Origin of the sequence: Xanthobacter sp., assembly GCF_041911315.1 — a bacterium.
GTDB classification, from domain to species: Bacteria; Pseudomonadota; Alphaproteobacteria; order Rhizobiales; family Xanthobacteraceae; genus Xanthobacter; species Xanthobacter aminoxidans.
In genome coordinates this window covers 85,076-106,560 of record NZ_JAYRPE010000001.1, presented here as the reverse complement: position 1 = coordinate 106,560, position 21,485 = coordinate 85,076, and the positions used below count along the sequence as shown (strand labels likewise).

The window sequence follows — 21,485 nt, the reverse complement described above, 5'->3', positions numbered from 1 at the left end:
TAAAACGATTTGATCCACCATCGGCGGACTCTTACAAAAGGCTCCAGATGCCGTCTGGCCAACAGGCGGCCGAGACACGGGGAAACGGCCATGGTCGAGCAGGCGGACGGAACAGCGGGCAACCAGGGCGCCGGACGCGCGGGCGTGATCGGCCTCGGCTCCATGGGCTTCGGCATGGCCCAATCGCTGCTGCGGGCGGGGCTTGATGTCGCCGGCTGCGATGTCGGCGCGGCCGTGGTGGAGCGCTTCGTCGCGGCGGGCGGGCGTGGTGCGGGCTCACCGGCTGAGGCGGCCGAAGGGGCGGACATGGTGGTGAGCGTGGTGGTCAACGCCGCGCAGACGGAGGCCATCCTGTTCGGGCCTTCCGGCGTCGCGGAGACGCTGCCCGAGGGTGCCGTCTTCATCTCCTCCGCCACCATGGACCCGGACATCGCCCGCAGCCTCGCCGCGCGGCTGGAGGCCACCGGGCGGCACTATCTCGACGCCCCCATCTCCGGCGGCGCCCAAAGGGCGGCGGAAGGGGCGCTCACCATCCTCGCGTCCGGCAGCCCCACCGCCTTCGCCAAAGCGAAGCCAGCCCTCGACGCCATGGCCGCCAAGCTCTACGCGCTGGGTGACGCTCCCGGTCAGGGTGCCGCCTTCAAGATGATCAACCAGCTCCTCGCCGGCGTGCACATCGCCGCCGCCAGCGAGGCCATGGCCTTCGCCGCGCGGCAGGGGCTGGACCTGAAGAAAGTCTACGAGGTCATCACCGCCTCGGCCGGCAACAGCTGGATGTTCGAGAACCGCATGCCGCACGTGCTCGACGGCGACTACACGCCGAAAAGCGCCGTGGACATCTTCGTGAAGGACCTCGGCATCATCCAGGATATGGCGCGCAGCGCGAAGTTCCCGGTGCCGGTCTCGGCCGCCGCCCTGCAGATGTTTCTCGCCACTTCCGCCGCCGGCATGGGCCGCGACGACGACGCCTCCGTTGCCCGCCTTTATGCCCGCATCACCGGCACGAAGCTGCCCGGCGAGGGGAGCTGAGGCGCGGCGGGAGTCGCTTTTTTGCCGCGGCAGGGACGTTACACTCCGTCGCGATTCGTTACCTTTGGAGAATGCCTGTGCAACCTCGCCCCGCGAGGGTCAGGCATAGACCCGACGCAACCACATGAGGATCCTGCCGATGACCCTCTCGCTCCGCGCCTCTTTCCTCGCGCTCCCTCTTCTGGCCCTCTGCGCCGGCCCGGCTCCGGCGCAAACCGCCGCCAATCTCACCGCAGAGCAGGCCCAGGCCCTGCGCACCGCCTGTTCGGCGGACGTGAAGAAGCTGTGCGGTGACGTGCAACCCGGCGGCGGCCGCGTGGTCCAGTGCATGCAGAGCAAGAAGGAACAGACTACCCCGCCCTGCCAGGCCGCCCTCGGCGCCCTCGGCAAGAAGTAGTTTCCTCAGCGAACCTCAGGCGCGCGAGGCTGGCGTTATCTACCGCAGCGCACGGCGGCCCGCGCGCTGACTTGCTCCGCTCTCCCTCCGTCAGCGCGGCGGTGGTTTTGCGGCATTGCATCATGGCTCAGGTGGCGTTTCACTGGAGGTGAATTCGGAGCCTGACCTTGCCCCATCCCTCGACCACCCTCGAGACCCCGTTGCTGCGGTTCCTGAAGGACACGCACGCGGATTTCTCCCGCATCGACGAGGGCGAGGTCGCCTCCTACATCCCCGAACTGGGCAAGGCCAATCCTGACCATTTCGGCATCGCCGTCGCCACCACGGACGGGCATGTCTACGAGGCGGGCGACACGCAGGTGCCCTTCACCATCCAGTCGGTGTCGAAGGCCATGGTGTTCGCCCTGGCTCTCGATCTGCTGGGGGCGGAGCGGGTGGAAGCGGCCATCGGCGTGGAGCCGAGCGGCGAGGCGTTCAACTCCATCCGCCTTCGAGCCGACAACAAGCCGTTCAACGCCATGGTGAATGCGGGCGCCATCGCCTGCTCGGGCCTCATTGCCGAGAGCACCGGCGGGGATGCGTTCGAGCTGATCCGCCAGGCCCTCGGCCGCTTCGCCGGGCGCGACCTCGGCCTGGACGAGGCGGTGTTCGAGAGCGAGCGCTCCACCGGCGACCGCAACCGTGCCATCGCCTACCTCCTGCGCACCTATGGCGGCGTCACGGGAGACGTGGACCGGCTGCTCGATGTCTATTTCCGCCAGTGCTCCGTGCTGGTCACCGCCCGAGACCTTGCAGTGATGGGCGCGACCTTCGCCAACCACGGCGTCAACCCGCTCACCGGCGTCACCGTGGCCTCCAGCTACGCGGTGGCGCGCACGCTGGCGGTCATGAGTTCATCCGGCATGTACGACTTCGCCGGCGAGTGGATCTACCGCGTGGGCGTGCCGGCCAAGAGCGGCGTCGGCGGCGGCATTCTCGCGGCGCTGCCGTCCCAGCTCGGCCTCGGCACCTTCTCTCCGCGGCTCGACATGCACGGCAACAGCGTGCGCGGCATCCGCACCTGCGAGGCCATTTCCGAGGCCTTCGACCTGCACATGCTCTCCCGGCGGGACGATGTGCGCACCTGCATCGTCGCCGATTACGATTTCCGCACCGTGCCCTCCAAGCCCGGCCGGCAGCCGCACGAGCAGGACATCCTCTCCGCCCGTTCCGGCGCCATTCGGGCCATCGAGCTGGCCGGCAAGCTTTCCTTCGCCTCCATGGATTACGTCACGCGACGCCTCACGGACCCCGGTGACGTGCCGGAGTTCCTCATCCTCAACCTGCACCGCGTCGCCACCATCACCGACGCGGGCTTGAGGCTGCTGACCGGCCTCATCAAGAACCAGCTGCCGGCCGCCACCACCGCGGTCATCGCCGGCGTGGAGGCGGCCTCCCCGCTCAATCCCCAGCTGAAGGCGCTGCGCGAGCAGGGCGTGCGCGTGCGCATCTTCCCCACCTACGACGCGGCGGTGGAGTGGGCCGAGGACCAGGTGGTGTACCGCCATGGCGGGTTCTCGCGCATAGAGGTGGAGGCGGACCTCAGCCGACAGGCGCTGCTCGCGGGCCTTTCCCCTCAGGAGTTGGCCGATCTGTCCCGGCTCGGCACCCGCGTCGTATTCCCGGCCGGCACAAGGATCATCTCCGCCAACGAGCCGCCGGCCAGGGTCTATTTCCTGCTGCGGGGCATGGTCAGCGCGCGCTCGGTGGGAGACGTGCGGCTCTCCACCATGATCCCCGGCATGGTGTTCGGGGAAATGGCCCTCATCGAGCAGCCGCGCAGCACGGACGTCTGGGCGGACACGGAGGCGGTGTGCGTGGAGGTGACGGCCGACCAGTTCCATGCCTTCCAGGAGACCCACGCCCGCGCCGCCGACAAGATCATGCGCAACCTCGCCATCCTGCTTGCCGGGCGCATCCGCATGGCCACCGCCCGCATCGAGATGCTGACCGGATAAACCCTTCCGCATCATTGGCTTGCATCATCACAGGCACAAGCCCCAGGAGGCCGTCCGGTCGCGCACCGCGCCTAGCACTTTCGGCCAGCCTTGAGCGAAGCCCTTTACAACCCCCCGTTCCCCTCCCAGTCTTCTTCCAAAGAGAAGAATTCGGGAGGTGAAGATGGTGGATACGGTGGAGAACCGGCCACAGGCCGTGCAGGCGATGCCGGCGGTCCGGGCGGTGACGTTCGCGGACGTGAAGGCCTCGCTCATCGAGGGACTGTCAGACTTCGCGCAGGCTCCGGCCTTCGGCCTTGCGTTCGGCGCGCTTTATGCGGCGGGCGGTCTCGCCATCGTTGCCTGCGTCTTCTTCTTCGAGCTGGGCTATCTCGCCTATCCGCTCTTCGCCGGATCCGTGCTGATCGGGCCGTTCGTGGCGGCCGGGCTCTACGATGTCAGCCGGGAACTCGAGGCGGGCCGCCAGCCCACATGGCAGGGCGTCCTGTCCACCATCTTCGCCCAGCGCCAGCGCGAGCTTGGATGGATGGCGTTCGTCACCATCTTCGCCTTCATCATCTGGATGTATCAGGTGCGGCTGCTGCTCGCGCTGTTCCTCGGCTTCGCCTCCTTCGCCACGCTCAACGACTTCCTGAAGGTGCTGTTCACCACCTCGGACGGCATCGCCTTCCTGGCGGTGGGTCACGTGATCGGTGCGGCGCTGGCGTTGGGGCTCTTCTCCATCACGGTCATCTCCTTCCCGCTGCTCATGGACCGGGATCTCGACGTGGTGACCGCGATGATCACCAGCGTGCAGGCGGTGCTCACCAGCCCTGGTCCGATGATCCTGTGGGGCATCTGCGTCGTGGTGCTGATCGCCATCGGCACGGCACCGGCCTTCCTCGGGCTGATCTTCGTGCTGCCGGTTCTGGGGCACGCCACATGGCACCTGTACCGCCGGGCCGTGGCGCCGCTTCCCTGAAACGGCCACGCCGGCGCGAAGACGGCGTCGGGGCACGCCGCCTAGCGCTTCGGCTTGGAGGGAGATTTAGGCGCGGCGGCCTTGCGCGCCTGCGTCTTCTTGCTGGCGGTAGCACTCTCCGTGGCGGACGCGAGCGCCTTAGCGGGCTTGGGTGTCGTTGTTTTGGCCGTCGTAATCTTGGCAGCCGCGGTCTTGGCAATCGCGGTCTTGGCAGCCGGTTTCCTGACCCGCGCAGCTTTGCCCGAGGCGGTTTTGACTGCCGCAACTTTGGCCGGCTTCGCTGAGCCCTTGGCCTTCGCCACCTTCGGCTTCACGGCCTTAGGTTTCACCGACTTTGCGACCGTCGCTGTCCTCGCCGCCTTGGCGACCATCGTCTTGGCAACGCCCTTGGTCCTCGCCCCCGCTTTTGCCAGCCTGGTATCGGCGGCAGGCACCGGGGCCGGAGCAGCCTTCGCCTGTGCTGCAAGCGCCTTGCTCACCTTGCCCTTGGCGCCTTTGGTTCGGGCGGGCGGCGCAGCGTCCTTCTCCTGCGCCTCATCGGCCGGCGACGGTTTTTCCGGGTCCACGGCAAGCGCCGCTCCGCCCTTCGCGGACTTCGTCTTGGCCGTTTTCGCCTTGCTCGCCTTCGCCTTTGCCGACTTCGGGGCAGCCTTTACCGGCTTCGGCTCCTTCGACGGCTTTCCCTTCGGCGCCTCGGGCTCGGCCTGCTCGGGCGCAGCGTCCGTGCCCTTGGCCACCTTGGCCTTGCCTTCCCGGACCTTGGTTGCCTTCGCTTTCGCCGGCTTCGCCTTGGCGGCGACTCCTTCGGCGGCGCTCGCGGCTTCGGCCTGCGCCTCCTCCCAGCGCCGCGCCATGATGGCGCCGAAGGACAGAATCAGCTCGGAGAGATCCTCCTCCTGAACCGCCGCAGCAGCAGTTTCGACGGAGAACCAGAATCCATAGCGCTGGAACCGTTCCGGCCACTTCTGCAGCAGGCGCTTGACCTTGAGCGGGAACACCAGCACGTCGCAGAGCACCGAGCGGGTGCCGAGGCGCTTCTCGTAGGTGTATGCGCCGAGCGGCTCGCGGGAGACCACGCCGACGAGGCCGGCCTCCTCATAGCATTCGCGGGCGGCCGTCTTTGGAGGCGTCAGTCCCTTGATGGGCCATCCCTTGGGGATCACCCAGCGGCGCGTCTCGCGGGAAGTGATGAGGCGGACCTGCACCTCGCCGTCGCGCCGCACACGGTACGGCAGGGCAGCATATTGCACCCTGCGTCCCGAAGGCCCGCCGGTGACCGCGAGATGGGGCCATTCCGACGAAGGCGCCATGACGATCCAACATCGGCGGTACGTGAAAAACAGACGCAATACACGGGGGACCCGTTCTCCGCCCGCCGACGGTAGAATCGGTCATTATGACTGATCTATCACAAAGCATTCCTGCCAAGAAATCGGCCTGAAACGCGAGTGCCGGCCCCTATTGGGGCTCGGCTTCGTAGACCAGGACGGTACGGGCCCGCACCTCGATCTCCCCGGCCTCGACCGGCACGGCCATGCGGGCCGAATCCGCCTTCATCATCATGGGCGCCGGCATGATGGGACCGCCGCTCTGCCCCTCGGGCTGGATCGACATGATGCGCGTGAGCCGAAGCCCCGCAGCCGCCGCGACGCCCTTCGCCTGCTCGATGGCATCCTTTACGGAGGCGGCGCGCGCTTCGCCTTCCAGACGGTCGGTGTCGGCGAGGGCGAAGGAGAGGCCGGAGGCCTGGTTGGCACCGGACTGCACCACCTTGTCGAGGAGCCCGCCGAGCTTGCTCAGGTCGCGCACCGTGATCCGCACCGAATTGCGCACCTCGAAGCCGATCAGCTTCGGCGTCTCGCGTGACGGCGGCTGCGGATAGGACTGCTGAGGCTGGATGGAGAAGGAGGAGGTGGAGATGTCGTTCGGCGCAATGCCGGCCGCCTTCAGCGCCGCGATCACCTCCGACACCGCCTTGGAATTGGCGGCAAGGGCGTCATCGGCGGTCTTGGCATTGCTGACGACCCCGGTGGTGAGCACCGCCATATCCGGCGGCGCGGTGCGCTTCGCCTCGCCCACCACAGTGATGGTGGCCGCCGCCGCCGCAGGCCCCGCAACGGCAAGCGTTGCGGCCAAGGCCGCCGCGAACACGGCCGCCGTGCTGGCCGCGGCGCGCGGAAGGGAAACGATGCGGGCCGGCGAATGACGCATGGAGGTATCCTCGTTCGGCCCCGGGCGTTCTGTCACCGGGACATGGACCCGCAGACGACAGCGCGAACACGGCGCCATTGCGGCGAGGCCGCCCCCGTCCCCACCCTTAGGGCACGCGTCTCCCGGCTGGACGGGAATCTGTTGTTCCCGAGAGGCAGGATTGGTAGAGCAGCAGGAACATGCCGCACTTTGGGGGCCTGTAGCTCAATGGTTAGAGCTGACCGCTCATAACGGTTAGGTTGCAGGTTCGAGTCCTGCCGGGCCCACCAAATCTCAATGGCTTGTGGACGAAGTGCGATTTGGAGCGCTCACGCGTTCGGCGGCGAGGCAAGCCATCTGTAAATAGCCTTCAGGTGTCGCGTTCACTCTGTTGGCTGAGGGCGGCTACCGCGATGTTCGCTGCCGGTAGCAGAAGCTGTGAAGCTCAGACTCACCGGGAAGGCGAGACTAGTTCTTCGCCCGTCCGGTCGGGGCGCCGGCCACGTACTGGATGGCGCGGTGAATCAGCTCGGCCAGATTCGTCGCCCCGAGCTTGGCCTTGAGCTGGGAGCAGGTATTGGCCACCGTCTTGTAGCTGACGCCCAGTTCGTCGGCGATCTGGCCATAGGCCTTGCCCTCGGCAAGCAGCGCCAGCGCCTGCAGCTCGCGCGGAGTGAGATCGGCCATCACGCCGCTGCGCCCGCGTGTGCCGAGCAGGGCCACCTCCAGCGCGAGGTCGTGGCTGATGTAGGGCTGGCCGCGCCGCACCTTCTCGAAGGCTTCGAGGAGGTCGTCGGGCGAGGTGTCCTTCAGGAGATAACCGGTCGCACCGGCCTCCAGCGCGCGGCTGGCGATCACCGGGTCGGCGTGCATGGAGAAGACCAGGATGGGCATGCGCGCCGCCTGCGCCCTGAGCCGCCGCACCAGAGCGAGGCCGGCGAGGCCGCTGCCGTTGAGCGCGAGATCCACGATCACCACGTCCGGCCGCTTGCGACGGAACAGGCGATAGCCGGCCAGCGCCGTCTGCGCCTCCATCAGGTCGCTGATGCCCGCGTCCTCCAGCAAGTGCCGGCAGCCCTGCAGCACGATGGGGTGGTCGTCGATGAGGAGAACGCTGGTCATACCGAATGCCCTGGCCCTGAACGCACGCGCCTGCCCTCGGCGGAGGCCGAAGACGCAGAGGCAGAATGCCCCAACGGGATGGGAAGCTCCACAAAAAGGCGCGCCCCTCCTTCGCTACCCCGCTCCAGTCGACAGATGCCGCCCAGCGCGCGCACCCGTTCCTTCATGCCCGAGAGGCCGTGGCCCATGGATGGAATGGCCGGCGGCCCCTGCCCGTCATCCGCGACGACAAGGCGCAGCATGCCCCCTGCGCCACGTCGGCCTTCCTCGCCCACGATGATGCGCACGGAACGGGCATTGCCGTGCTTGAGCGCGTTGGTCACGCCCTCCTGCGCGCAGCGATAGACAGTGGCGTCGAAAGATGGCTCGTAATGATCGGAGAGCACACCGGTCTCCAGCGCGAATCGCCGCTCGGGATCGTGCTGGCGGAAATCGGCGACGAGGCTGGAAAGCACGTCCTTCAGCGGCACATGGTCGAGCGCAGCGGGGCGGATGCGGGTGAGCAGGCGGCGGTTGGCGACCTGCATCCGCTCGACGATCTCAATGAGGCTCTTCGCCCGCGCCACCATGCGCTCAGCATTCTCCGCAGGTGCGGTGGCCGCGAGGCGGGCGAGCGAATCGGCGCTGGCCTTCAGGCCGAACATGAGTGGCCCCAGCTCGTCATGCAGATCACCGGCGATCTGGCGCCGCTCGTCCTCCTGCAGGCTCACGAGACGGCCATAGAGGTGGGCATTCTCCTCCCGCGCCGCGCCGAGGGTTTCGGCGAAGGCGTTGAAGCGCTCCGCCACCTCGGCGAGCTCGCGGGTGCGGGGCGGTTCGACGCGGCAGGCGAACTCGTTGTGCTCCAGCTCGTCCAGAGCGCCGCGGAAGCGCGAGAGATCCCGTCGCACCTGTCCCAGGGCGACGAACAGGGCCGAGAGGATGGCGAAGTTCACCGCGAGGGCGACGCTGGCGAAATCGAATACGTCGTCCCAGACCTCCGCCACCTCGTCGTCGGGAACGCCCTCGATCCGCACCCGGCCGATGAGACGCCCGTCAGCCACCACGTCGATCCGTCGCGTGACCTGTGACACGCCGATGAGCCGGGCGAACCAGGAGGGCGCCGCCTCGCTGTTTGCCGGCGCGCCATCGGCGGGCAACACGGCCGGGCGCCCGTCCGGCCCCTCGAGGGAGATGCGCACATGGCGCAGGTGGCGCAGGTGGGGCGGAAAGGCCGCGGCGAGGGTCGTTCCCTGCTCCGTGGCCACACGCTCGGCCACCTCGCGGACCATATTTTCCGCCATCTCGATGGAGGCCACCATCTCGCGCCCGGCCGCAACGCGCGCATTCACCACCACCACGGCGCCCGCAACCACAGCGGCGACCAGATTGATGGCGAGAACGGCGCCGAGCACGCGGGTGCGCAGCGACACGCGGCGCACCGACGCCTCCCCTGCGCCCGCCTGTCCCGCCTCGTCTTTCGCGCCCGCGATGCCCCGCGGCAACGAGGCGCGCGTGGCGGGGTGGACGCTCATGGGTTCCTCCGTTCGGCCGCCGGCGCGGCAAGCGCGGCGAGGGCGTTCTCGCGACTCGCCCCGGCGGCCCGCAGATTGAAATAGTGCTGGCACAAATCACTATAGCCGATCCGCCGGACCGCGCGACCGACCGTGATGAAGCCCCCGAGCAGCGCCTGCGGGCTTTCGACCACAGAAATTTCGCCCAGCATCCGCTCCAGCTGGAGCGTCCGGTTGGCGAGCATGCGGCGGTTCTCGTCGAACACGGCGTCGGCCTCGCTCAAGAGCGCCGAGATCTCCGCCACAGCCTCGGCCGACGCGGGCGCTCCGGCCGGCGCGGACCGCGTGGCGAGAAAGACCTCGGGCGGGGTATTATCGCCGACATCCAGCCACTCGCGCGCCGCACTGCCTCGCGGGCCGGCTCCTTTGGCGGCACTGCCGGCCCCGGGCGGTGGCGCCGCCTCCGGCGCCGAAGCCGCGCTGGAGGCAACCGGCCGACGCTCCTCCTCCTCGCCACACGACGCCAGCACGAGCGTGCCCGCCGTTGCCAGAAGGCACACTGCGAAGAGCCGGGCGATGGACAGCCGACGGGAAGCACGGCCAAGGCGCATCGGCAAAGCAGTCTCTCCCACGTAATCTGCCTTCTCCGCTGACATCTTCACCGCCCGGCCATCTGCATGGACCGCGTCTATCTCTGAATATTTTCTCAGAACAAGAGGCATTCAGATTCCATCTTGGCGAAAACACGAATGATATAAAGCACAACACCTCCGCCAACAGCACAAATAAACGAACCCGGACGGAGCTTGGAACGCTGCGGCAGCGGTCGGCAAACAACATACTTATCAGACACTTATGGAAGTCCGGCAACCGTCTTTGCCAAGTGTTCCCACAATGAATTGCCGAATGATCGGCAGACAAAGGTGCGGATACCGCTTCAACTGGTGCCACACAAGATAACGAACCATAAGAATTCAATAAGAAAAAGAAGAACGGGTCTCAGGTCGCAATCGGAGGACGACCGCCACCCTGGCCATCACCAGCTCTGCTTCCCGCGAGGTGCGATCTCCTGCGTCCCGGCCATGGGGCGGAGGTGCGGACCATCTGCGCAAGCGGAGGGGAAGCTTCGGCTCCCGTGTCGCTCCCGCTGCCATCCGGCCGCGTGGGGCATGCACGGGTGCGGGAGGGACAAGTCCAACCGAGTGAGGAACCACCCAAGGAAAACGCCAAATGACGAGATTGTTTTCTTCCGTCTCCCTCTGTGCCGTGACCCTCGCCCTGGCGGCGGGTTCCGCGGCCGTTAGTTCGCAGGCGCTCGCCAACGACAAGCTCGTCGAACTCGCCAAGAGCGACGACAACTGGCCGATGACCGGCAAGAACTACGACGCCAACAACTACAGCCCACAGAAGCAGATCAACAAGGCGAACGTGAAACAGCTTCGCCCGGCCTGGTCTTTCTCGACCGGCGTGCTGTCCGGCCACGAGGGCACCCCGCTCGTCGTCAACAATATGATGTTCATCCACTCGCCTTACCCGAACACGACATTCGCGGTGGGCCTGGATGATCCCGGCCACATCCTGTGGCAGCACAAGCCGAAGCAGAACCCCACCGCCCGCGCGGTCGCCTGCTGCGACGTGGTGAACCGCGGCCTCGCCTACTGGCCTGGCGACGGCAAGACCCCGGCGCTCATCCTCAAGACCCAGCTTGACGGCCACATCGTGGCGCTCAATGCCGAGACCGGCGCGGAGTTCTGGAAGCTGGAGAATTCCGACATCAAGGTCGGTTCCACCCTCACCATCGCCCCCTATGTGGTGAAGGACACGGTGCTGGTGGGCTCCTCGGGTGCCGAGCTCGGCGTGCGCGGCTACGTCACCGCCTATGACGTGAAGACCGGCGCGCAGAAGTGGCGGGCCTATGCCACCGGCCCGGACGAGCAGGTGAAGCTCGCCGACGACTTCAACAAGGCCAATCCCCAGTACGGCCAGAAGGGCCTCGGCACCGGCACCTGGGAAGGTGACGCCTGGAAGATCGGCGGCGGCACCAATTGGGGCTGGTACGCCTTCGATCCCGGCACCAACATGATCTACTACGGCTCCGGCAACCCCGCGCCGTGGAACGAGACCATGCGTCCCGGCGACAACAAGTGGACCATGACCATCTGGGGCCGCGACATCGACACCGGTGAAGCGCACTTCGGCTACCAGAAGACCCCCCACGACGAGTGGGACTATGCCGGCGTCAACGTCATGATGCTCTCCGAGCAGAAGGACAAGGCCGGCAAGATGCGCAAGCTCCTGACGCATCCGGACCGCAACGGCATCGTCTACACCCTCGACCGCACCGACGGCTCGCTCGTGTCTGCCGACAAGATCGACGACACGGTGAACTGGGTGAAGCAGGTGGACCTGAAGACCGGCCTGCCCCAGCGCGATCCGGAATACGCGACGCGCATGGACCACAAGGGCCGCGACATCTGCCCCTCGGCGATGGGCTACCACAACCAGGGTCACGACAGCTACGACCCGGAGCGGCAGTCCTTCTTCATGGGCATCAACCACATCTGCATGGACTGGGAGCCCTTCATGCTCCCCTACCGCGCGGGTCAGTTCTTCGTCGGCGCCACGCTGTGGATGTATCCCGGCCCGAAGGGCAACAAGCAGACCTATGAAGGTCTCGGCCAGGTGAAGGCCTACGACGCCATCAACAACAAGTACAAGTGGGAAGTGATGGAGCGCTTCGCGGCCTGGGGCGGCACGCTCGCCACCGCCGGCGGCGTGATGTTCTACGGAACGCTGGACGGCTTCATCAAGGCCCGCGACAGCGACACCGGCGAGCTTCTGTGGAAGTTCAAGCTGCCGTCCGGCGTCATCGGCCATCCCATGACCTACACCCACAAGGGCGTGCAGTACGTCGCCATCTATTACGGCGTCGGCGGCTGGCCGGGTGTGGGCCTGGTGTTCGACCTCAACGATCCCACCGCCGGCCTCGGCTCCGTGGGCGCGTTCAAGCAGTTGCAGAATTACACCCAGATGGGTGGCGGCGTGATGGTGTTCTCGCTCGACGGCAAGGGCCCCTACGACGACCCGAAGGTGGGTGAATACGCTTCCGGCGGCTGACCTCCGACAACCGCCCCTTGCCGGCCGCCGTCACCTCGGCGGCGGCCGGTTTCTTCTTTCGCCACAAGCGCATCCATCGCCACCCTGATCGCCTGCCGAACGACGGCGCGACCGGACGCGAGCCAGACGGAGGCCGAACCGATGACCTGTTCTGCGAGCACCCCCGCGCGCCCCGCCGCGACGTCCGCCACCAGCCATTTCGTCGCCGGAGCCCTTGTCGCCGGGACACTGGCCCTCTTCGCCGCGCCAGCGCTCGCCCAGACGGCGGAATCCGGCAAGATGTCGCCGCAGACAGCCGCCGGGGGCTCGGCCGCGCCGGCGCAGGCCGCGACTCCTCCCGATCCCTCGATCCTGCGCGTCTGCGCCTCCGAGGTGGAAGCCCCGTTCTCGCAGAAGGACGGAAAGGGCTTCGAGAACCGCATCGCCGGGGTGCTGGCGCAGGCCATGGGCCGCAAGGCCGTCTTCGTATGGACTTCCAAGCCCGCCATCTACCAGGTGCGCGACCAGCTTGACGCAAAGCTTTGCGACGTGGTGATGGGCGTCGACACCGGCGACGCGCGGGTGCTCAGCTCCAAGCCCTATTACCGCACGTCCTATGTGCTGGTGACCAAGGCCGACCGCAACATCACCGCCACCGACTGGAACGACCCGCAGGTCAAGGCGCTCAACCGCTTCGTCGTCCGCTTCTACTCGCCGGGCGAGACCGTGCTGAAGCGCCTCGGCAAGTATGAGGACAATGCCGCCTATCTCTACAGCTTGGTGAACTTCCGCTCGCCGCGGAACCAGTATGTGCAGGTGCCCGGCGAGCGCGTCGTCTCCGAGGTCGCCAATGGCGAGGCGGACATCGCCTTCGCCTTCGCGCCGGAAGTGGCCCGCTATGTGAAATCGTCCCAGGTGCCGCTGCGTATGAGCCTTGCCGGCAACTCCGTCACCAAGTTCGACGGCACCGAGATGCCCCTCCACTACGACCAGTCGGTCGCCGTTCGCCTTGGCGACACCGCGCTTCTCGCCGAGATCGACGCGGCGCTGGTGAAGGCGCGGCCGCAGATCGACGAGATCCTGGCCGACGAGGGCATCCCCCTGCTCAAGCCCAATTCCTGATCCGGCCCAAAGCCGTCATTTCCATCGGAACTTTTCTGGAAGGTCCAATGCACAGCCGTTTTCTGTCGCGGGGCGTCAAGGCCCTCCTCGCCGTCGCGTTCGTGTCCGGCTTCGCCCTTGCTGCGCAGGCCACGCTCAACTTCACCAATACGGTGACCGGCCAGCCACTGGACCTGTCGGACGCTCCTGCGGAGGGCCGCGATACCGAAGCGGTGAAGAAGTTCCTCGCCACCGGCGTGAACGTCTACGTGGAGAATCCCACCTGCCTACCCAAGGGCAAGGATCTGTTCCTCTCCATGTGCTCCGGCTGCCACGGTCATTATGGCGAGGGCAAGATCGGCCCCGGCCTCAACGACAGCTACTGGACCTACCCGAAGAACATGACCGATCAGGGCCTGTTCGAGACCATCTTCGGCGGCGCGCAGGGGCAGATGGGGCCCATGTACGGCGCGCTCAATCTCGACGAGATGCTGCTGGTGATGGCCTGGGTGCGCCACTTCTACAAGGACGATCCCAACGACGCGGTGTGGCTGACCCCGGCCCAGCGCGCGGCCTTCAAGCGCTTCAACGAAAAGGAAGATCAAACGCCGGATCTCGACAAGGCACCGGTGTGCAAGGCGACGGCCGCGAGCGCGGCCGGGAGCAAGTGAGAAGGGAGGACAACAGATGAAGCATAAGGTTCGCATGCCCATGCTCGCCGCCGCTGCCGCGTTCGCGGTCACGGCCCTCGCCGCCGGCGGTGCCGCTGCCTATGACGGCACCAATTGCAAGGCGCCCGGCAACTGCTGGGAGCCGAAGCCCGGCTATCCCGACAAGGTGGCCGGCAGCAAATACGACCCCAAGCACAACCCGGCAGAGCTGGCGAAGCAGGGCGAATCCATCACCCAGATGGAAGCGCGCAACAAGAAGCGCGTTGAGTATTTTCAGAAGACCGGCCAGTTCGTCTACGACGTGAGCAAAATTCCGTCCAACTGACTTGGCCTTTCCCGACCCCCACCAGCAAGGCTGAGCCTTTCCGCGAAGCCGGGCAATCCTCCGATGGATGGTGGGCAACTGGCGCGGCCGCTCGGGACCTCCGCGCGGGACCAACATCCCCCGCTCCCGTCGGCTGCGCCTTTCTTGCCGCAAGGCCAAGGGGACACCTGATGCACGCCATCGCCGATCCGGACGGCGCGCTCGCCCAGTGGCGCGACCGCGCGCTCGATTTCGAACGGGCGGTCGGGCGCATCGTGCTCGGCCAGGAGCGGGTCATCCGTCTCCTGACCATCGCGGTGTTCGCCCGCGGCCATGTGCTGCTGGAGGGCGACGTCGGCGTCGGCAAGACGACGCTGCTGCGCGCACTCGCCCGCGCCATCGGCGGCGCCTATGAGCGGGTGGAAGGCACCATCGACCTCATGCCGGCCGACCTCGTCTATGACGCCCGCGTCGGCGAGGATGGACGCCCACGGGTCGATCCCGGCCCGCTGCTGCGCCGGGGGCCGGAGCTCTCCGTCTTCTTCTTCAACGAGATCAACCGCGCGCGGCCGCAGGTCCACGCCATGCTGCTCAGGCTGATGGCCGAGCGCACCGTCTCCGCGTTCGGGCGCGAATACGTCTTCCCGTTCCTTCAGGTGTTCGCCGACCGCAACCGCGTGGAGCGGGAGGAGACCTTCGAGCTGCCCGCCGCCGCCCGCGACCGCTTCTTCATGGAAGTGCAGGTGAAGGCGCCGGAAGATTTCGCCGCTCGCCGCGCGCTGGTGTTCGACCCGCGCTTCCACGACACCGACCTCCTGATCGCGGAGGTGCCGGAGGCGATCATCGACTACCGGAGCCTCGATCAGGTCTCCCGTGAAATCCAGAACACCATCCCCGCCAGCGACGCCATCGTCGCCTACACAATCGCGCTGTGGGATGCGATCCGCACGCCCGACAAGGCCGGCATCGCCCTTCCCGGCGTTCGGATGGATCGCCTTGTTCAGGGCGGTGCCAGCCCGCGCGGCATGTCCTACCTCATCCGTGCCGCGCGTGTGCGTGCGTGGCTGGAGGGGAGGGACATCATCGTTCCGGAGGATCTGCGCGCCGTCTTTCCCGAGGTGATGGCCCACCGCATCTTCTTCGATCCGGTCTATGAAATGCGGCGCGAAGAGATTTCCGCCGATCTCTGCCGCGCCGCATTCGCCACGGTGCCAGCACCATGAGCCGCATCACGACCGGGGATCCCGAAGGGGAATACGGCGGCAACGTCGTGCCTTATCGCCTCAGGTGGCGCCCTCGCGGGGTGCGACCCGGCGCGCATCCGGGCCAGGGCGATGGCGGTGACGGCACCTTCCGCACCCTCGTGCCGCTGGTGGCGCGGCCGGACCCGCGCCGCATCGACCTGCGTGCCTCGCTGCGCGACCCGTTCGAAGGCGTGCATGTCCGCACCTTCGCCCCACGACGCGCCACGACCGTCGCGGTGCTCACCGATCTGTCCCGCTCCATGGGTTTCGACGACACGGGCGCTGAGGTCGCACGCCTCGCCGCGACGCTCGCAGCTTCGGCCGCCGCGACGGGGGATGAATTCACCCTCATCGGCGCTGGTGGCGACCTGCGTGAGGATGCCTTCATTCCCGCCACGCGACGCCGGGGGCTCGGCGCGCAGGTGGCGGCCGCCATCTCGGACGCGACGCCATCCGGGACGAGCACGAGGGGCCTCGCCACCGCGGCGGAGCGCCTGCCGCGGCGCCGCTGCCTCGTCTTTCTCGTCTCCGATTTCCTCATGCCCGAGGCCGATCTCGACCTGACCCTCGATGCCCTGTGGCGGCACGATGTGGTGCCGGTGCTGGTGCGCGACAGCCGCACCGAGGGCGACGTGCCGGCCTGGGGCCTGATGGAAGTTGCCGATGCGGAGACTGGCGGGCGGCGGCTGGTGTTCATGCGTCCGGGGCTGAGGGCAAGGTGGCAGGCGACGGCGCGGGCAAGGATCGCCGCCCTGGAGGCCCGCTTCGTCACGCGTGGATACGCGCCATTCCACCTCGTGAACCGGTTCGATGCCGATGCGCTGGTCGCGTTCCTTGCCAGCCGCTAGGCACTGTCGCACGGCGGCCCTGGCGCTCTTCGGCGCGCTTCTGGCAGGTGCGCCCGCCCACGCGGCGGGGGTGGACCTCTACGCACCGCGCGCCTTCGGCTATCTCATCGGCGACACCATCTCGCTGGAAGCGGTCGTGACCCTCGATGCCGGCTGGCGGCTCGACGAAAGCGCCCTGCCCCGTCCCCGCCCCGTCACCTACTGGCTCGACCTGAAGCGCCTCGACGTGAAGCCGGAAACCACGCCGGATGGCGCCCCGCGCTATCGCCTCACCCTCACCTACCAGACCTTCTATTCCCCTCTGGAGCCACGCGCGCTCGACGTTCCCGCCGTGCCCCTCGCCGCCCGCAAGGGCGACGCGCGACAGACGCTGACCATTCCGGCCTGGACCTTCGTCTCTTCCCCCTTGCGCGAACTGGTCGCCAGCCAGCGGGGCAACCCCATGGCACTGCAGCCGGATATCCGCCCCCGCCCCTATCCCCTCGCCGGGGATGCGCAACTCGCCGCTGCTGCGGCGGCCGTGGCTGCGGCAAGCCTCCTCGCCTTCGCGGCGGCCTCGGGATGGGGACCGTTCGCCGGCCGGAGCCGGCCATTTGCGACCGCTTTGCGCCACATGCGGCGGCTTCCCGACCTCGACGCACAGCTTGGTTATGAGGACGCCCTCCAACTCCTCCACCGCGCCTTCGACGAGGCCGCGGGACAACGGCTGTTCGCCGAGGATGTGCCGGGCTTCCTCGCGCTACGACCCGCGCTCGTAGGCGAGGCTGAGGCGATAGACCGCTTCTTCACGGCTTCCCGCATCGCCTTCTTCGGCGATGCGCCTGAGACGGCCATGGCCTTGCTGCCGCCCGAAGCGCTGATCGATCTCGCCCGCCGACTCGCCACCGTCGAGCGGCGGGGCGGCACGGGGCAGGGAACGCGAAAGGAGGCTGCCTGATGCTCGGCCTCGATGTGGATCATCCCGCGCTCCTGTTCCTGCTCGCGCTCGCCTTGCTCCCGCTCGGGGCATTGCCCCTGCGCGGCGCCGCACTGCCATCGGTGGCGCTGGTGCCGCGCGACGGGCTTTCGATCGCTGTTTCCCTCGGAATACGCCTCGCCGGCACCTTCGCCATCGGTGCCCTCGTTCTCGGCCTCGCGGGGCTGAACCTGAAGGCGCGGGAGGTCGAGCGCATCGGTTCCGGCGCCAACCTGATGCTGCTCATCGACCGCTCGGCCAGCATGGACAACACCTTTGCCGATCGCGCGCCGGGCGCCGGGGAGGAATCGAAATCCGCCGCCGCCAAGCGACTGCTCACGGAGTTTCTGGGTCGCCGCCCGCGGGATCGCATCGGTATCGCCGCCTTCTCCACGTCGCCCATCCCGGTGTTGCCGCTGACCGACCATCACGAGGCCGTCGCCGCAGCCGTGGCCGCCATCGACCGGCCGGGCCTCGCATTGACCGACGTGGGGCGGGGCCTCGCCCTGGCTCTCGACAGCTTCGATGCATCAGCCGCTTCCGGCGGCTCGCGCGCCGTTCTGCTGGTGTCGGACGGCGCGGCCGTCATCGATCCACGGGTACAGGCAGCGCTGCGCGATTCTCTGAAGCGCTCGCCGGTGCGGCTCTATTGGCTCTTCCTGCGCACCGTTGGCTCGCCCGGCATCTTCGACAAGCCACGCGTCCCCGGCGAGGACACGCCGCAGGCCATGCCGGAGCGCCACCTCAATCTCTTCCTCGCCAGCCTCGGCGTGCCCTATCGCGCCTTCGAGGCCGGCAGCCCGCAGGCCGTTGCCGACGCCATCGCCGAGATCGACCGGCAGGAGAGCCAACCCATCCCCTATTTGGAGCGCATCCCGCGCCGCGACCTCACGCGGCTCTGCTATGGGCTTGCCGCCGCCGCGTGCGCATTGCTGCTCGCTGCCCGCCTGGCCGAACGCGGCCTCGGCGCCCGGCGGCGTACCGCCACCGACCTGCCCGGCATCGACACGCGGAGGGCAGCATGAAGCTGCGTATCCTCAGCCTCCGCCGCATTGCCGCACTGACCTCCCTCGCGGTGATGACAGTGGCACTGGCGGCGTTGGCCATAACGGGAACTCGCATGGCCCTCCATGCCAAAGCCAACCGCACCATCGCGGCGCTCGCTGCAGGCCGCGACCTGCCGGTCGAACTCGATGCGCCGGATCGACTGCTCATGGCCCGCGCGCATTTCCTCATGATCCGCGACCGGCTGGACGAGGCGCAGCCGCTTGTGGATCGGCTCGCCGCGGACCGCAGCCCGCTTGCGGTGGCCGCACTCTACGATCTCGCCAACGCCCGCCTCGCCACCGCCATCTCGTTTCTGGAGAAGACGGAGATCGATCCCGCCGTGCCGCAGGTGCGTCTCGCCAAGGCGGGCTATCGCGCGGCGCTGGTGCGCGCGCCGGACTTCTGGGACGCCAAGTATAATCTGGACATCGCCATGCGCCTCGTGCGCGATTTCCCGCAGATCGAGCAGGACCAGCAGGACGAGGCGCAGGAGACGCCGAAGCGGCTCTGGACCGACCTTCCCGGCCTGCCCAAGGGACTGCCGTGATGGGGCGACCGGACGCCCGCACGCTTGTCCTCGCCGCGGCATTCCTTCTGGCGCTGGCGGCCATCGTCGCGCCGAGGCTCCAACGGCCGACCGACGCCTACCGGTTGCTGGCGGTGGTGGACATCACCGGCTCCATGAATGTGCGCGACTACAGCTTCGAGGGCCGCCCGGCCTCGCGACTCGACACCGTGAAGCGGGCTCTCAGCGGCCTCGCCGCCCGGCTGCCGTGCGGCTCGCGCATGGGGCTCGGCATCTTCACCGAGCGGCGCACCTATCTGCTGTTCGAGCCGGTCGAGGTCTGCGCCGACTTCGCGCCGCTCGATGGTGCCATCGGTGCGCTCAACTGGCGGATGGCGTGGGAGGGGGACAGCTACATCTATTCCGGCCTCTATTCCGCCATCGACCTCGCCGGACCGCTCGACGCCGACCTCATTTTCTTCACCGACGGACAGGAGGCGCCACCGCTGCCAACCTCGGGCGCGCCTGCCTTTTCCGGCGAGCCGGGCAAGGTGCACGGCTTGGTCGTCGGCGTCGGCGGCATCGAGCCGGCACCCATTCCCAAGTTCGACCGGGACGGGCGGGAAATCGGCTTCTACGCCATGACCGACGTGCCGCAGGAGAACCGCCACGGCCTGCCGCCGTCCGGCTCGGAGCAGCGCGAAGGCTGGCACCCGCGCAACGCTCCGTGGGGCGCCGACGAGGCGACTGGGCAGGAACATCTCAGCGCCGTCCGCACCGACCACCTCAAGGATCTCACCGAGGCGACGGGCCTTGCCTACGCGCCTCTGGCCGATGCCGGGACTCTCGCCGCCGAAGTCCATGCATCGGCCCGCCCCCATCCGGTCGCCGGCACCATGGACACCGCGCCGCTACCGGCCGCCCTCGCTTTGCTGCTGCTCACCGGGCTCTACCTCGCCCAAGTGTGGGACCGGCGCCCGACTTTCCTGCGCAACCGAAGGATTTCCACTTCATGATTTTTGCCCGCCTCTCCCGCCGCGCCCTCCTGCCCGCCCTCGGCGTCCTCATCGCGCTTGCCGCGCCCGCACAGGCCCACGGCCCGACCCCACAGAAGGCCGAGGCCAAGGCCACCGTCGCCGCGACGCCCGACGCCGTATGGAAAATCGCCGGCGATTTCGCCGGCATCGGGGCCTGGCACCCCATGGTGAAGGCGGCGAAAGCCAAGGGCGGCAACGTGGCCGGCGCGGAGCGTGTGCTGTTGCTGGAAAAGGGCGAGATCACCGACGGGCTCGATGATGTGGACGCCGCCCAGCGCAGCCTCTCGTGGCGGCTCAACACCGAGAATGTGGAGGCGCTGCCGGTCAGCTTCTACACCATCACCCTCTCCGTGAACGATGCCGGTGGCGGCAAGAGCGAGGTGGTGATGGCTGGCCGCTTCTATCGCGGCGACACCTCCAACTTCCCACCCGACGAACTCAACGACGAAGCCGCCGTCGCGGCCATGACGGCGTTCTTCGAGGCCGGTGTCAACGGGCTCAAGGCCAAGGCCGAAGGCAAGTGAAGTTACTGGCGGCGCTTGTCTTTTCCTTTCTCGCCGCCCTACTCCTCGGCTGGAGCGCGCCCGCGACCGCTGGCACGCTCCTCGCCCTGTGCCAAGGGGCCGCGGAGGTGGATGTGATCGACACCGCGACCGGTGCGGTATCGACGCGGGTGAAGGTGGACAAGGTGCCGGCCGGAATCGCGATTTCTTCTGACGGCACAGCCGCTTACATCACCCACCCGGACATCGGCCTTCTCACCCGTCTCGATGTGAAGACATGGACAGTCGCGGGCACCGCCCATATCGGCGGGCAGCCGTTCGGCATCGTGGCGGCGCCGGATGGTGGGGCGTTGTATGTAAGTGACTGGTCTGGCGACAGAATTCTGCGCATTGACGCCCGCAGCCTCGCCGTCACCGGCACCCTTGCGGTAGGGCGGTCGCCGGCGCATCTCGCCATCGATCCGGATGGGCGCACGCTCTACAGCGCCGATCGGGAGAGCGATGAAGTCAGCATTATCAACACCTTAGACTTCACCCGTACCGCCGTCATCCCGGTCGGACGGGCGCCTTATGCGCTGGATGCCTCCCATCCCGAATTGGTGGCGGTGGCGGATGTGCGGAGCGGCGATATTGCATTGATAACAAAGGAAAAAAATGATACGAAGCGCATCGTCGGCATGAAGATGCCCTATGGCGTCGCATTCGTGCCCGGCCGGGGGCTCCTGCTGGCGACGGACCAGCAGGCGGGCATGCTGGATGTCATTGATATTGCGACAGAAACCATCATCCACCGCATCCGGCTGGGCGGCTCCCCGGAGGGGGTGGTGGTGGATGCAGCGGCGGGGCGGGCCTATGTCGCCGAATGGTTCGCTAACCGCGTAACCGCCTTGAATCTCGACGATTTTTCCATCGCGACGCGCATCGCGGTCTGCGACGGCCCGCGTGTGATGGCGCTCGTGCCCTGACCGTCCCGGCACGGCTGGAT

General features: G+C 67.7%; 21 protein-coding genes and 1 tRNA gene. 17 read left to right on the top strand and 5 right to left on the bottom strand.

Going from position 1 to position 21,485, the window contains the following annotated elements; genetic code table 11:
• Nucleotides 1-90: 90 nt before the first annotated feature.
• The 4 genes from ltnD (at nt 91) to ACE3QW_RS00505 (ending at nt 4,384) form a co-directional block, all read left to right on the top strand.
• On the top strand, nt 91-1,029 hold the full coding sequence (gene ltnD, locus ACE3QW_RS00520; protein ID WP_374249998.1) for an L-threonate dehydrogenase: 939 nt from the start codon (nt 91-93) through the stop codon (nt 1,027-1,029).
• A gap of 139 nt (nt 1,030-1,168) precedes the next feature.
• The gene (locus tag ACE3QW_RS00515; RefSeq protein ID WP_029559087.1) at nt 1,169-1,426 is read left to right on the top strand and encodes a cysteine rich repeat-containing protein; all 258 of its coding nucleotides are present in this window, start codon (nt 1,169-1,171) and stop codon (nt 1,424-1,426) included.
• Between the two features lie 161 nt (nt 1,427-1,587).
• Nucleotides 1,588-3,423: a glutaminase A gene (gene glsA / locus ACE3QW_RS00510; RefSeq protein WP_197023082.1), complete on the top strand. Its 1,836-nt coding sequence runs from the start codon at nt 1,588-1,590 to the stop codon at nt 3,421-3,423.
• A 163-nt stretch (nt 3,424-3,586) separates the two neighbouring features.
• On the top strand, nt 3,587-4,384 hold the full coding sequence (locus ACE3QW_RS00505; RefSeq protein ID WP_374249997.1) for a DUF2189 domain-containing protein: 798 nt from the start codon (nt 3,587-3,589) through the stop codon (nt 4,382-4,384).
• A 41-nt stretch (nt 4,385-4,425) separates the two neighbouring features.
• On the opposite strand, the gene ACE3QW_RS00500 is transcribed toward ACE3QW_RS00505, so the two are convergent.
• Together ACE3QW_RS00500 and ACE3QW_RS00495 are read right to left on the bottom strand one after the other, a co-directional pair.
• On the bottom strand, nt 4,426-5,694 hold the full coding sequence (locus ACE3QW_RS00500) for an NUDIX hydrolase (protein WP_374249996.1): 1,269 nt from the start codon (nt 5,692-5,694) through the stop codon (nt 4,426-4,428).
• Between the two features lie 148 nt (nt 5,695-5,842).
• The gene (locus ACE3QW_RS00495) at nt 5,843-6,595 is read right to left on the bottom strand and encodes an SIMPL domain-containing protein (RefSeq protein WP_374249995.1); all 753 of its coding nucleotides are present in this window, start codon (nt 6,593-6,595) and stop codon (nt 5,843-5,845) included.
• Between the two features lie 193 nt (nt 6,596-6,788).
• Between ACE3QW_RS00495 and ACE3QW_RS00490 the strand changes: the two genes are divergently transcribed.
• Nucleotides 6,789-6,864: transfer RNA gene (locus ACE3QW_RS00490), tRNA-Ile, on the top strand.
• A gap of 178 nt (nt 6,865-7,042) precedes the next feature.
• Here ACE3QW_RS00490 and ACE3QW_RS00485 read toward each other — a convergent pair.
• The 3 genes from ACE3QW_RS00485 to ACE3QW_RS00475 are packed head-to-tail and all read right to left on the bottom strand — an operon-like array spanning nt 7,043 to nt 9,911.
• Nucleotides 7,043-7,696 (bottom strand): response regulator transcription factor, encoded by a 654-nt coding sequence (locus tag ACE3QW_RS00485; RefSeq protein ID WP_024278271.1) that lies wholly within the window; start codon nt 7,694-7,696, stop codon nt 7,043-7,045.
• The gene (locus ACE3QW_RS00480; RefSeq protein ID WP_374249994.1) at nt 7,693-9,210 is read right to left on the bottom strand and encodes an ATP-binding protein; all 1,518 of its coding nucleotides are present in this window, start codon (nt 9,208-9,210) and stop codon (nt 7,693-7,695) included. The genes ACE3QW_RS00485 and ACE3QW_RS00480 overlap by 4 nt, the downstream gene beginning before the upstream one ends.
• The gene (locus tag ACE3QW_RS00475) at nt 9,207-9,911 is read right to left on the bottom strand and encodes a hypothetical protein (RefSeq protein WP_374249993.1); all 705 of its coding nucleotides are present in this window, start codon (nt 9,909-9,911) and stop codon (nt 9,207-9,209) included. The genes ACE3QW_RS00480 and ACE3QW_RS00475 overlap by 4 nt, the downstream gene beginning before the upstream one ends.
• A 508-nt stretch (nt 9,912-10,419) precedes the next feature.
• Between ACE3QW_RS00475 and ACE3QW_RS00470 the strand changes: the two genes are divergently transcribed.
• The 12 genes from ACE3QW_RS00470 (at nt 10,420) to ACE3QW_RS00415 (ending at nt 21,465) form a co-directional block, all read left to right on the top strand.
• On the top strand, nt 10,420-12,306 hold the full coding sequence (locus ACE3QW_RS00470; RefSeq protein WP_250166371.1) for a methanol/ethanol family PQQ-dependent dehydrogenase: 1,887 nt from the start codon (nt 10,420-10,422) through the stop codon (nt 12,304-12,306).
• 141 nt (nt 12,307-12,447) lie between these two features.
• Entirely contained in the window at nt 12,448-13,407 is a 960-nt protein-coding gene (gene moxJ, locus ACE3QW_RS00465; protein WP_374249992.1) for a methanol oxidation system protein MoxJ, read from the top strand.
• Between the two features lie 47 nt (nt 13,408-13,454).
• On the top strand, nt 13,455-14,057 hold the full coding sequence (gene moxG, locus ACE3QW_RS00460; protein WP_029554823.1) for a cytochrome c(L), periplasmic: 603 nt from the start codon (nt 13,455-13,457) through the stop codon (nt 14,055-14,057).
• 34 nt (nt 14,058-14,091) lie between these two features.
• Nucleotides 14,092-14,382: a methanol dehydrogenase [cytochrome c] subunit gene (locus ACE3QW_RS00455; RefSeq protein ID WP_029554824.1), complete on the top strand. Its 291-nt coding sequence runs from the start codon at nt 14,092-14,094 to the stop codon at nt 14,380-14,382.
• A gap of 170 nt (nt 14,383-14,552) precedes the next feature.
• Nucleotides 14,553-15,584 (top strand): AAA family ATPase, encoded by a 1,032-nt coding sequence (locus ACE3QW_RS00450; RefSeq protein ID WP_374249990.1) that lies wholly within the window; start codon nt 14,553-14,555, stop codon nt 15,582-15,584.
• Nucleotides 15,581-16,453 (top strand): DUF58 domain-containing protein, encoded by an 873-nt coding sequence (locus ACE3QW_RS00445; protein WP_374249989.1) that lies wholly within the window; start codon nt 15,581-15,583, stop codon nt 16,451-16,453. Before ACE3QW_RS00450 ends, ACE3QW_RS00445 begins: the two co-directional genes overlap by 4 nt.
• A gap of 70 nt (nt 16,454-16,523) precedes the next feature.
• Nucleotides 16,524-17,390 (top strand): nonribosomal peptide synthetase MxaA, encoded by an 867-nt coding sequence (locus ACE3QW_RS00440; protein ID WP_374249988.1) that lies wholly within the window; start codon nt 16,524-16,526, stop codon nt 17,388-17,390.
• Complete coding sequence (locus tag ACE3QW_RS00435) at nt 17,390-18,433, top strand: vWA domain-containing protein (protein ID WP_374249987.1); 1,044 nt, start codon at nt 17,390-17,392, stop codon at nt 18,431-18,433. The genes ACE3QW_RS00440 and ACE3QW_RS00435 overlap by 1 nt, the downstream gene beginning before the upstream one ends.
• Complete coding sequence (locus ACE3QW_RS00430; RefSeq protein WP_029554829.1) at nt 18,430-19,002, top strand: hypothetical protein; 573 nt, start codon at nt 18,430-18,432, stop codon at nt 19,000-19,002. Before ACE3QW_RS00435 ends, ACE3QW_RS00430 begins: the two co-directional genes overlap by 4 nt.
• Nucleotides 19,002-19,976 (top strand): vWA domain-containing protein, encoded by a 975-nt coding sequence (locus tag ACE3QW_RS00425; protein WP_374249986.1) that lies wholly within the window; start codon nt 19,002-19,004, stop codon nt 19,974-19,976. Before ACE3QW_RS00430 ends, ACE3QW_RS00425 begins: the two co-directional genes overlap by 1 nt.
• Entirely contained in the window at nt 19,973-20,521 is a 549-nt protein-coding gene (locus ACE3QW_RS00420; protein WP_374249985.1) for an SRPBCC family protein, read from the top strand. Before ACE3QW_RS00425 ends, ACE3QW_RS00420 begins: the two co-directional genes overlap by 4 nt.
• Entirely contained in the window at nt 20,518-21,465 is a 948-nt protein-coding gene (locus ACE3QW_RS00415) for a YncE family protein (protein WP_374249984.1), read from the top strand. The genes ACE3QW_RS00420 and ACE3QW_RS00415 overlap by 4 nt, the downstream gene beginning before the upstream one ends.
• Nucleotides 21,466-21,485 lie beyond the last annotated feature (20 nt).

Bases quoted from the DNA above. Each gene is read 5' to 3' on its own strand.
- ACE3QW_RS00420 (WP_374249985.1), top strand. From the start codon at position 19,973: ATGATTTTTGCCCGCCTCTCCCGCCGCGCCCTCCTGCCCGCCCTCGGC.
- ACE3QW_RS00505 (WP_374249997.1), top strand. From the start codon at position 3,587: ATGGTGGATACGGTGGAGAACCGGCCACAGGCCGTGCAGGCGATGCCG.
- ACE3QW_RS00435 (WP_374249987.1), top strand. From the start codon at position 17,390: ATGCTCGGCCTCGATGTGGATCATCCCGCGCTCCTGTTCCTGCTCGCG.
- ACE3QW_RS00475 (WP_374249993.1), bottom strand. From the start codon at position 9,911: ATGCCTCTTGTTCTGAGAAAATATTCAGAGATAGACGCGGTCCATGCA.
- ACE3QW_RS00430 (WP_029554829.1), top strand. From the start codon at position 18,430: ATGAAGCTGCGTATCCTCAGCCTCCGCCGCATTGCCGCACTGACCTCC.
- ltnD (WP_374249998.1), top strand. From the start codon at position 91: ATGGTCGAGCAGGCGGACGGAACAGCGGGCAACCAGGGCGCCGGACGC.
- ACE3QW_RS00425 (WP_374249986.1), top strand. From the start codon at position 19,002: ATGGGGCGACCGGACGCCCGCACGCTTGTCCTCGCCGCGGCATTCCTT.
- ACE3QW_RS00480 (WP_374249994.1), bottom strand. From the start codon at position 9,210: ATGAGCGTCCACCCCGCCACGCGCGCCTCGTTGCCGCGGGGCATCGCG.
- ACE3QW_RS00485 (WP_024278271.1), bottom strand. From the start codon at position 7,696: ATGACCAGCGTTCTCCTCATCGACGACCACCCCATCGTGCTGCAGGGC.
- ACE3QW_RS00455 (WP_029554824.1), top strand. From the start codon at position 14,092: ATGCCCATGCTCGCCGCCGCTGCCGCGTTCGCGGTCACGGCCCTCGCC.
- moxG (WP_029554823.1), top strand. From the start codon at position 13,455: ATGCACAGCCGTTTTCTGTCGCGGGGCGTCAAGGCCCTCCTCGCCGTC.
- ACE3QW_RS00450 (WP_374249990.1), top strand. From the start codon at position 14,553: ATGCACGCCATCGCCGATCCGGACGGCGCGCTCGCCCAGTGGCGCGAC.
- ACE3QW_RS00495 (WP_374249995.1), bottom strand. From the start codon at position 6,595: ATGCGTCATTCGCCGGCCCGCATCGTTTCCCTTCCGCGCGCCGCGGCC.
- ACE3QW_RS00515 (WP_029559087.1), top strand. From the start codon at position 1,169: ATGACCCTCTCGCTCCGCGCCTCTTTCCTCGCGCTCCCTCTTCTGGCC.
- ACE3QW_RS00470 (WP_250166371.1), top strand. From the start codon at position 10,420: ATGACGAGATTGTTTTCTTCCGTCTCCCTCTGTGCCGTGACCCTCGCC.
- ACE3QW_RS00500 (WP_374249996.1), bottom strand. From the start codon at position 5,694: ATGGCGCCTTCGTCGGAATGGCCCCATCTCGCGGTCACCGGCGGGCCT.
- ACE3QW_RS00445 (WP_374249989.1), top strand. From the start codon at position 15,581: ATGAGCCGCATCACGACCGGGGATCCCGAAGGGGAATACGGCGGCAAC.
- moxJ (WP_374249992.1), top strand. From the start codon at position 12,448: ATGACCTGTTCTGCGAGCACCCCCGCGCGCCCCGCCGCGACGTCCGCC.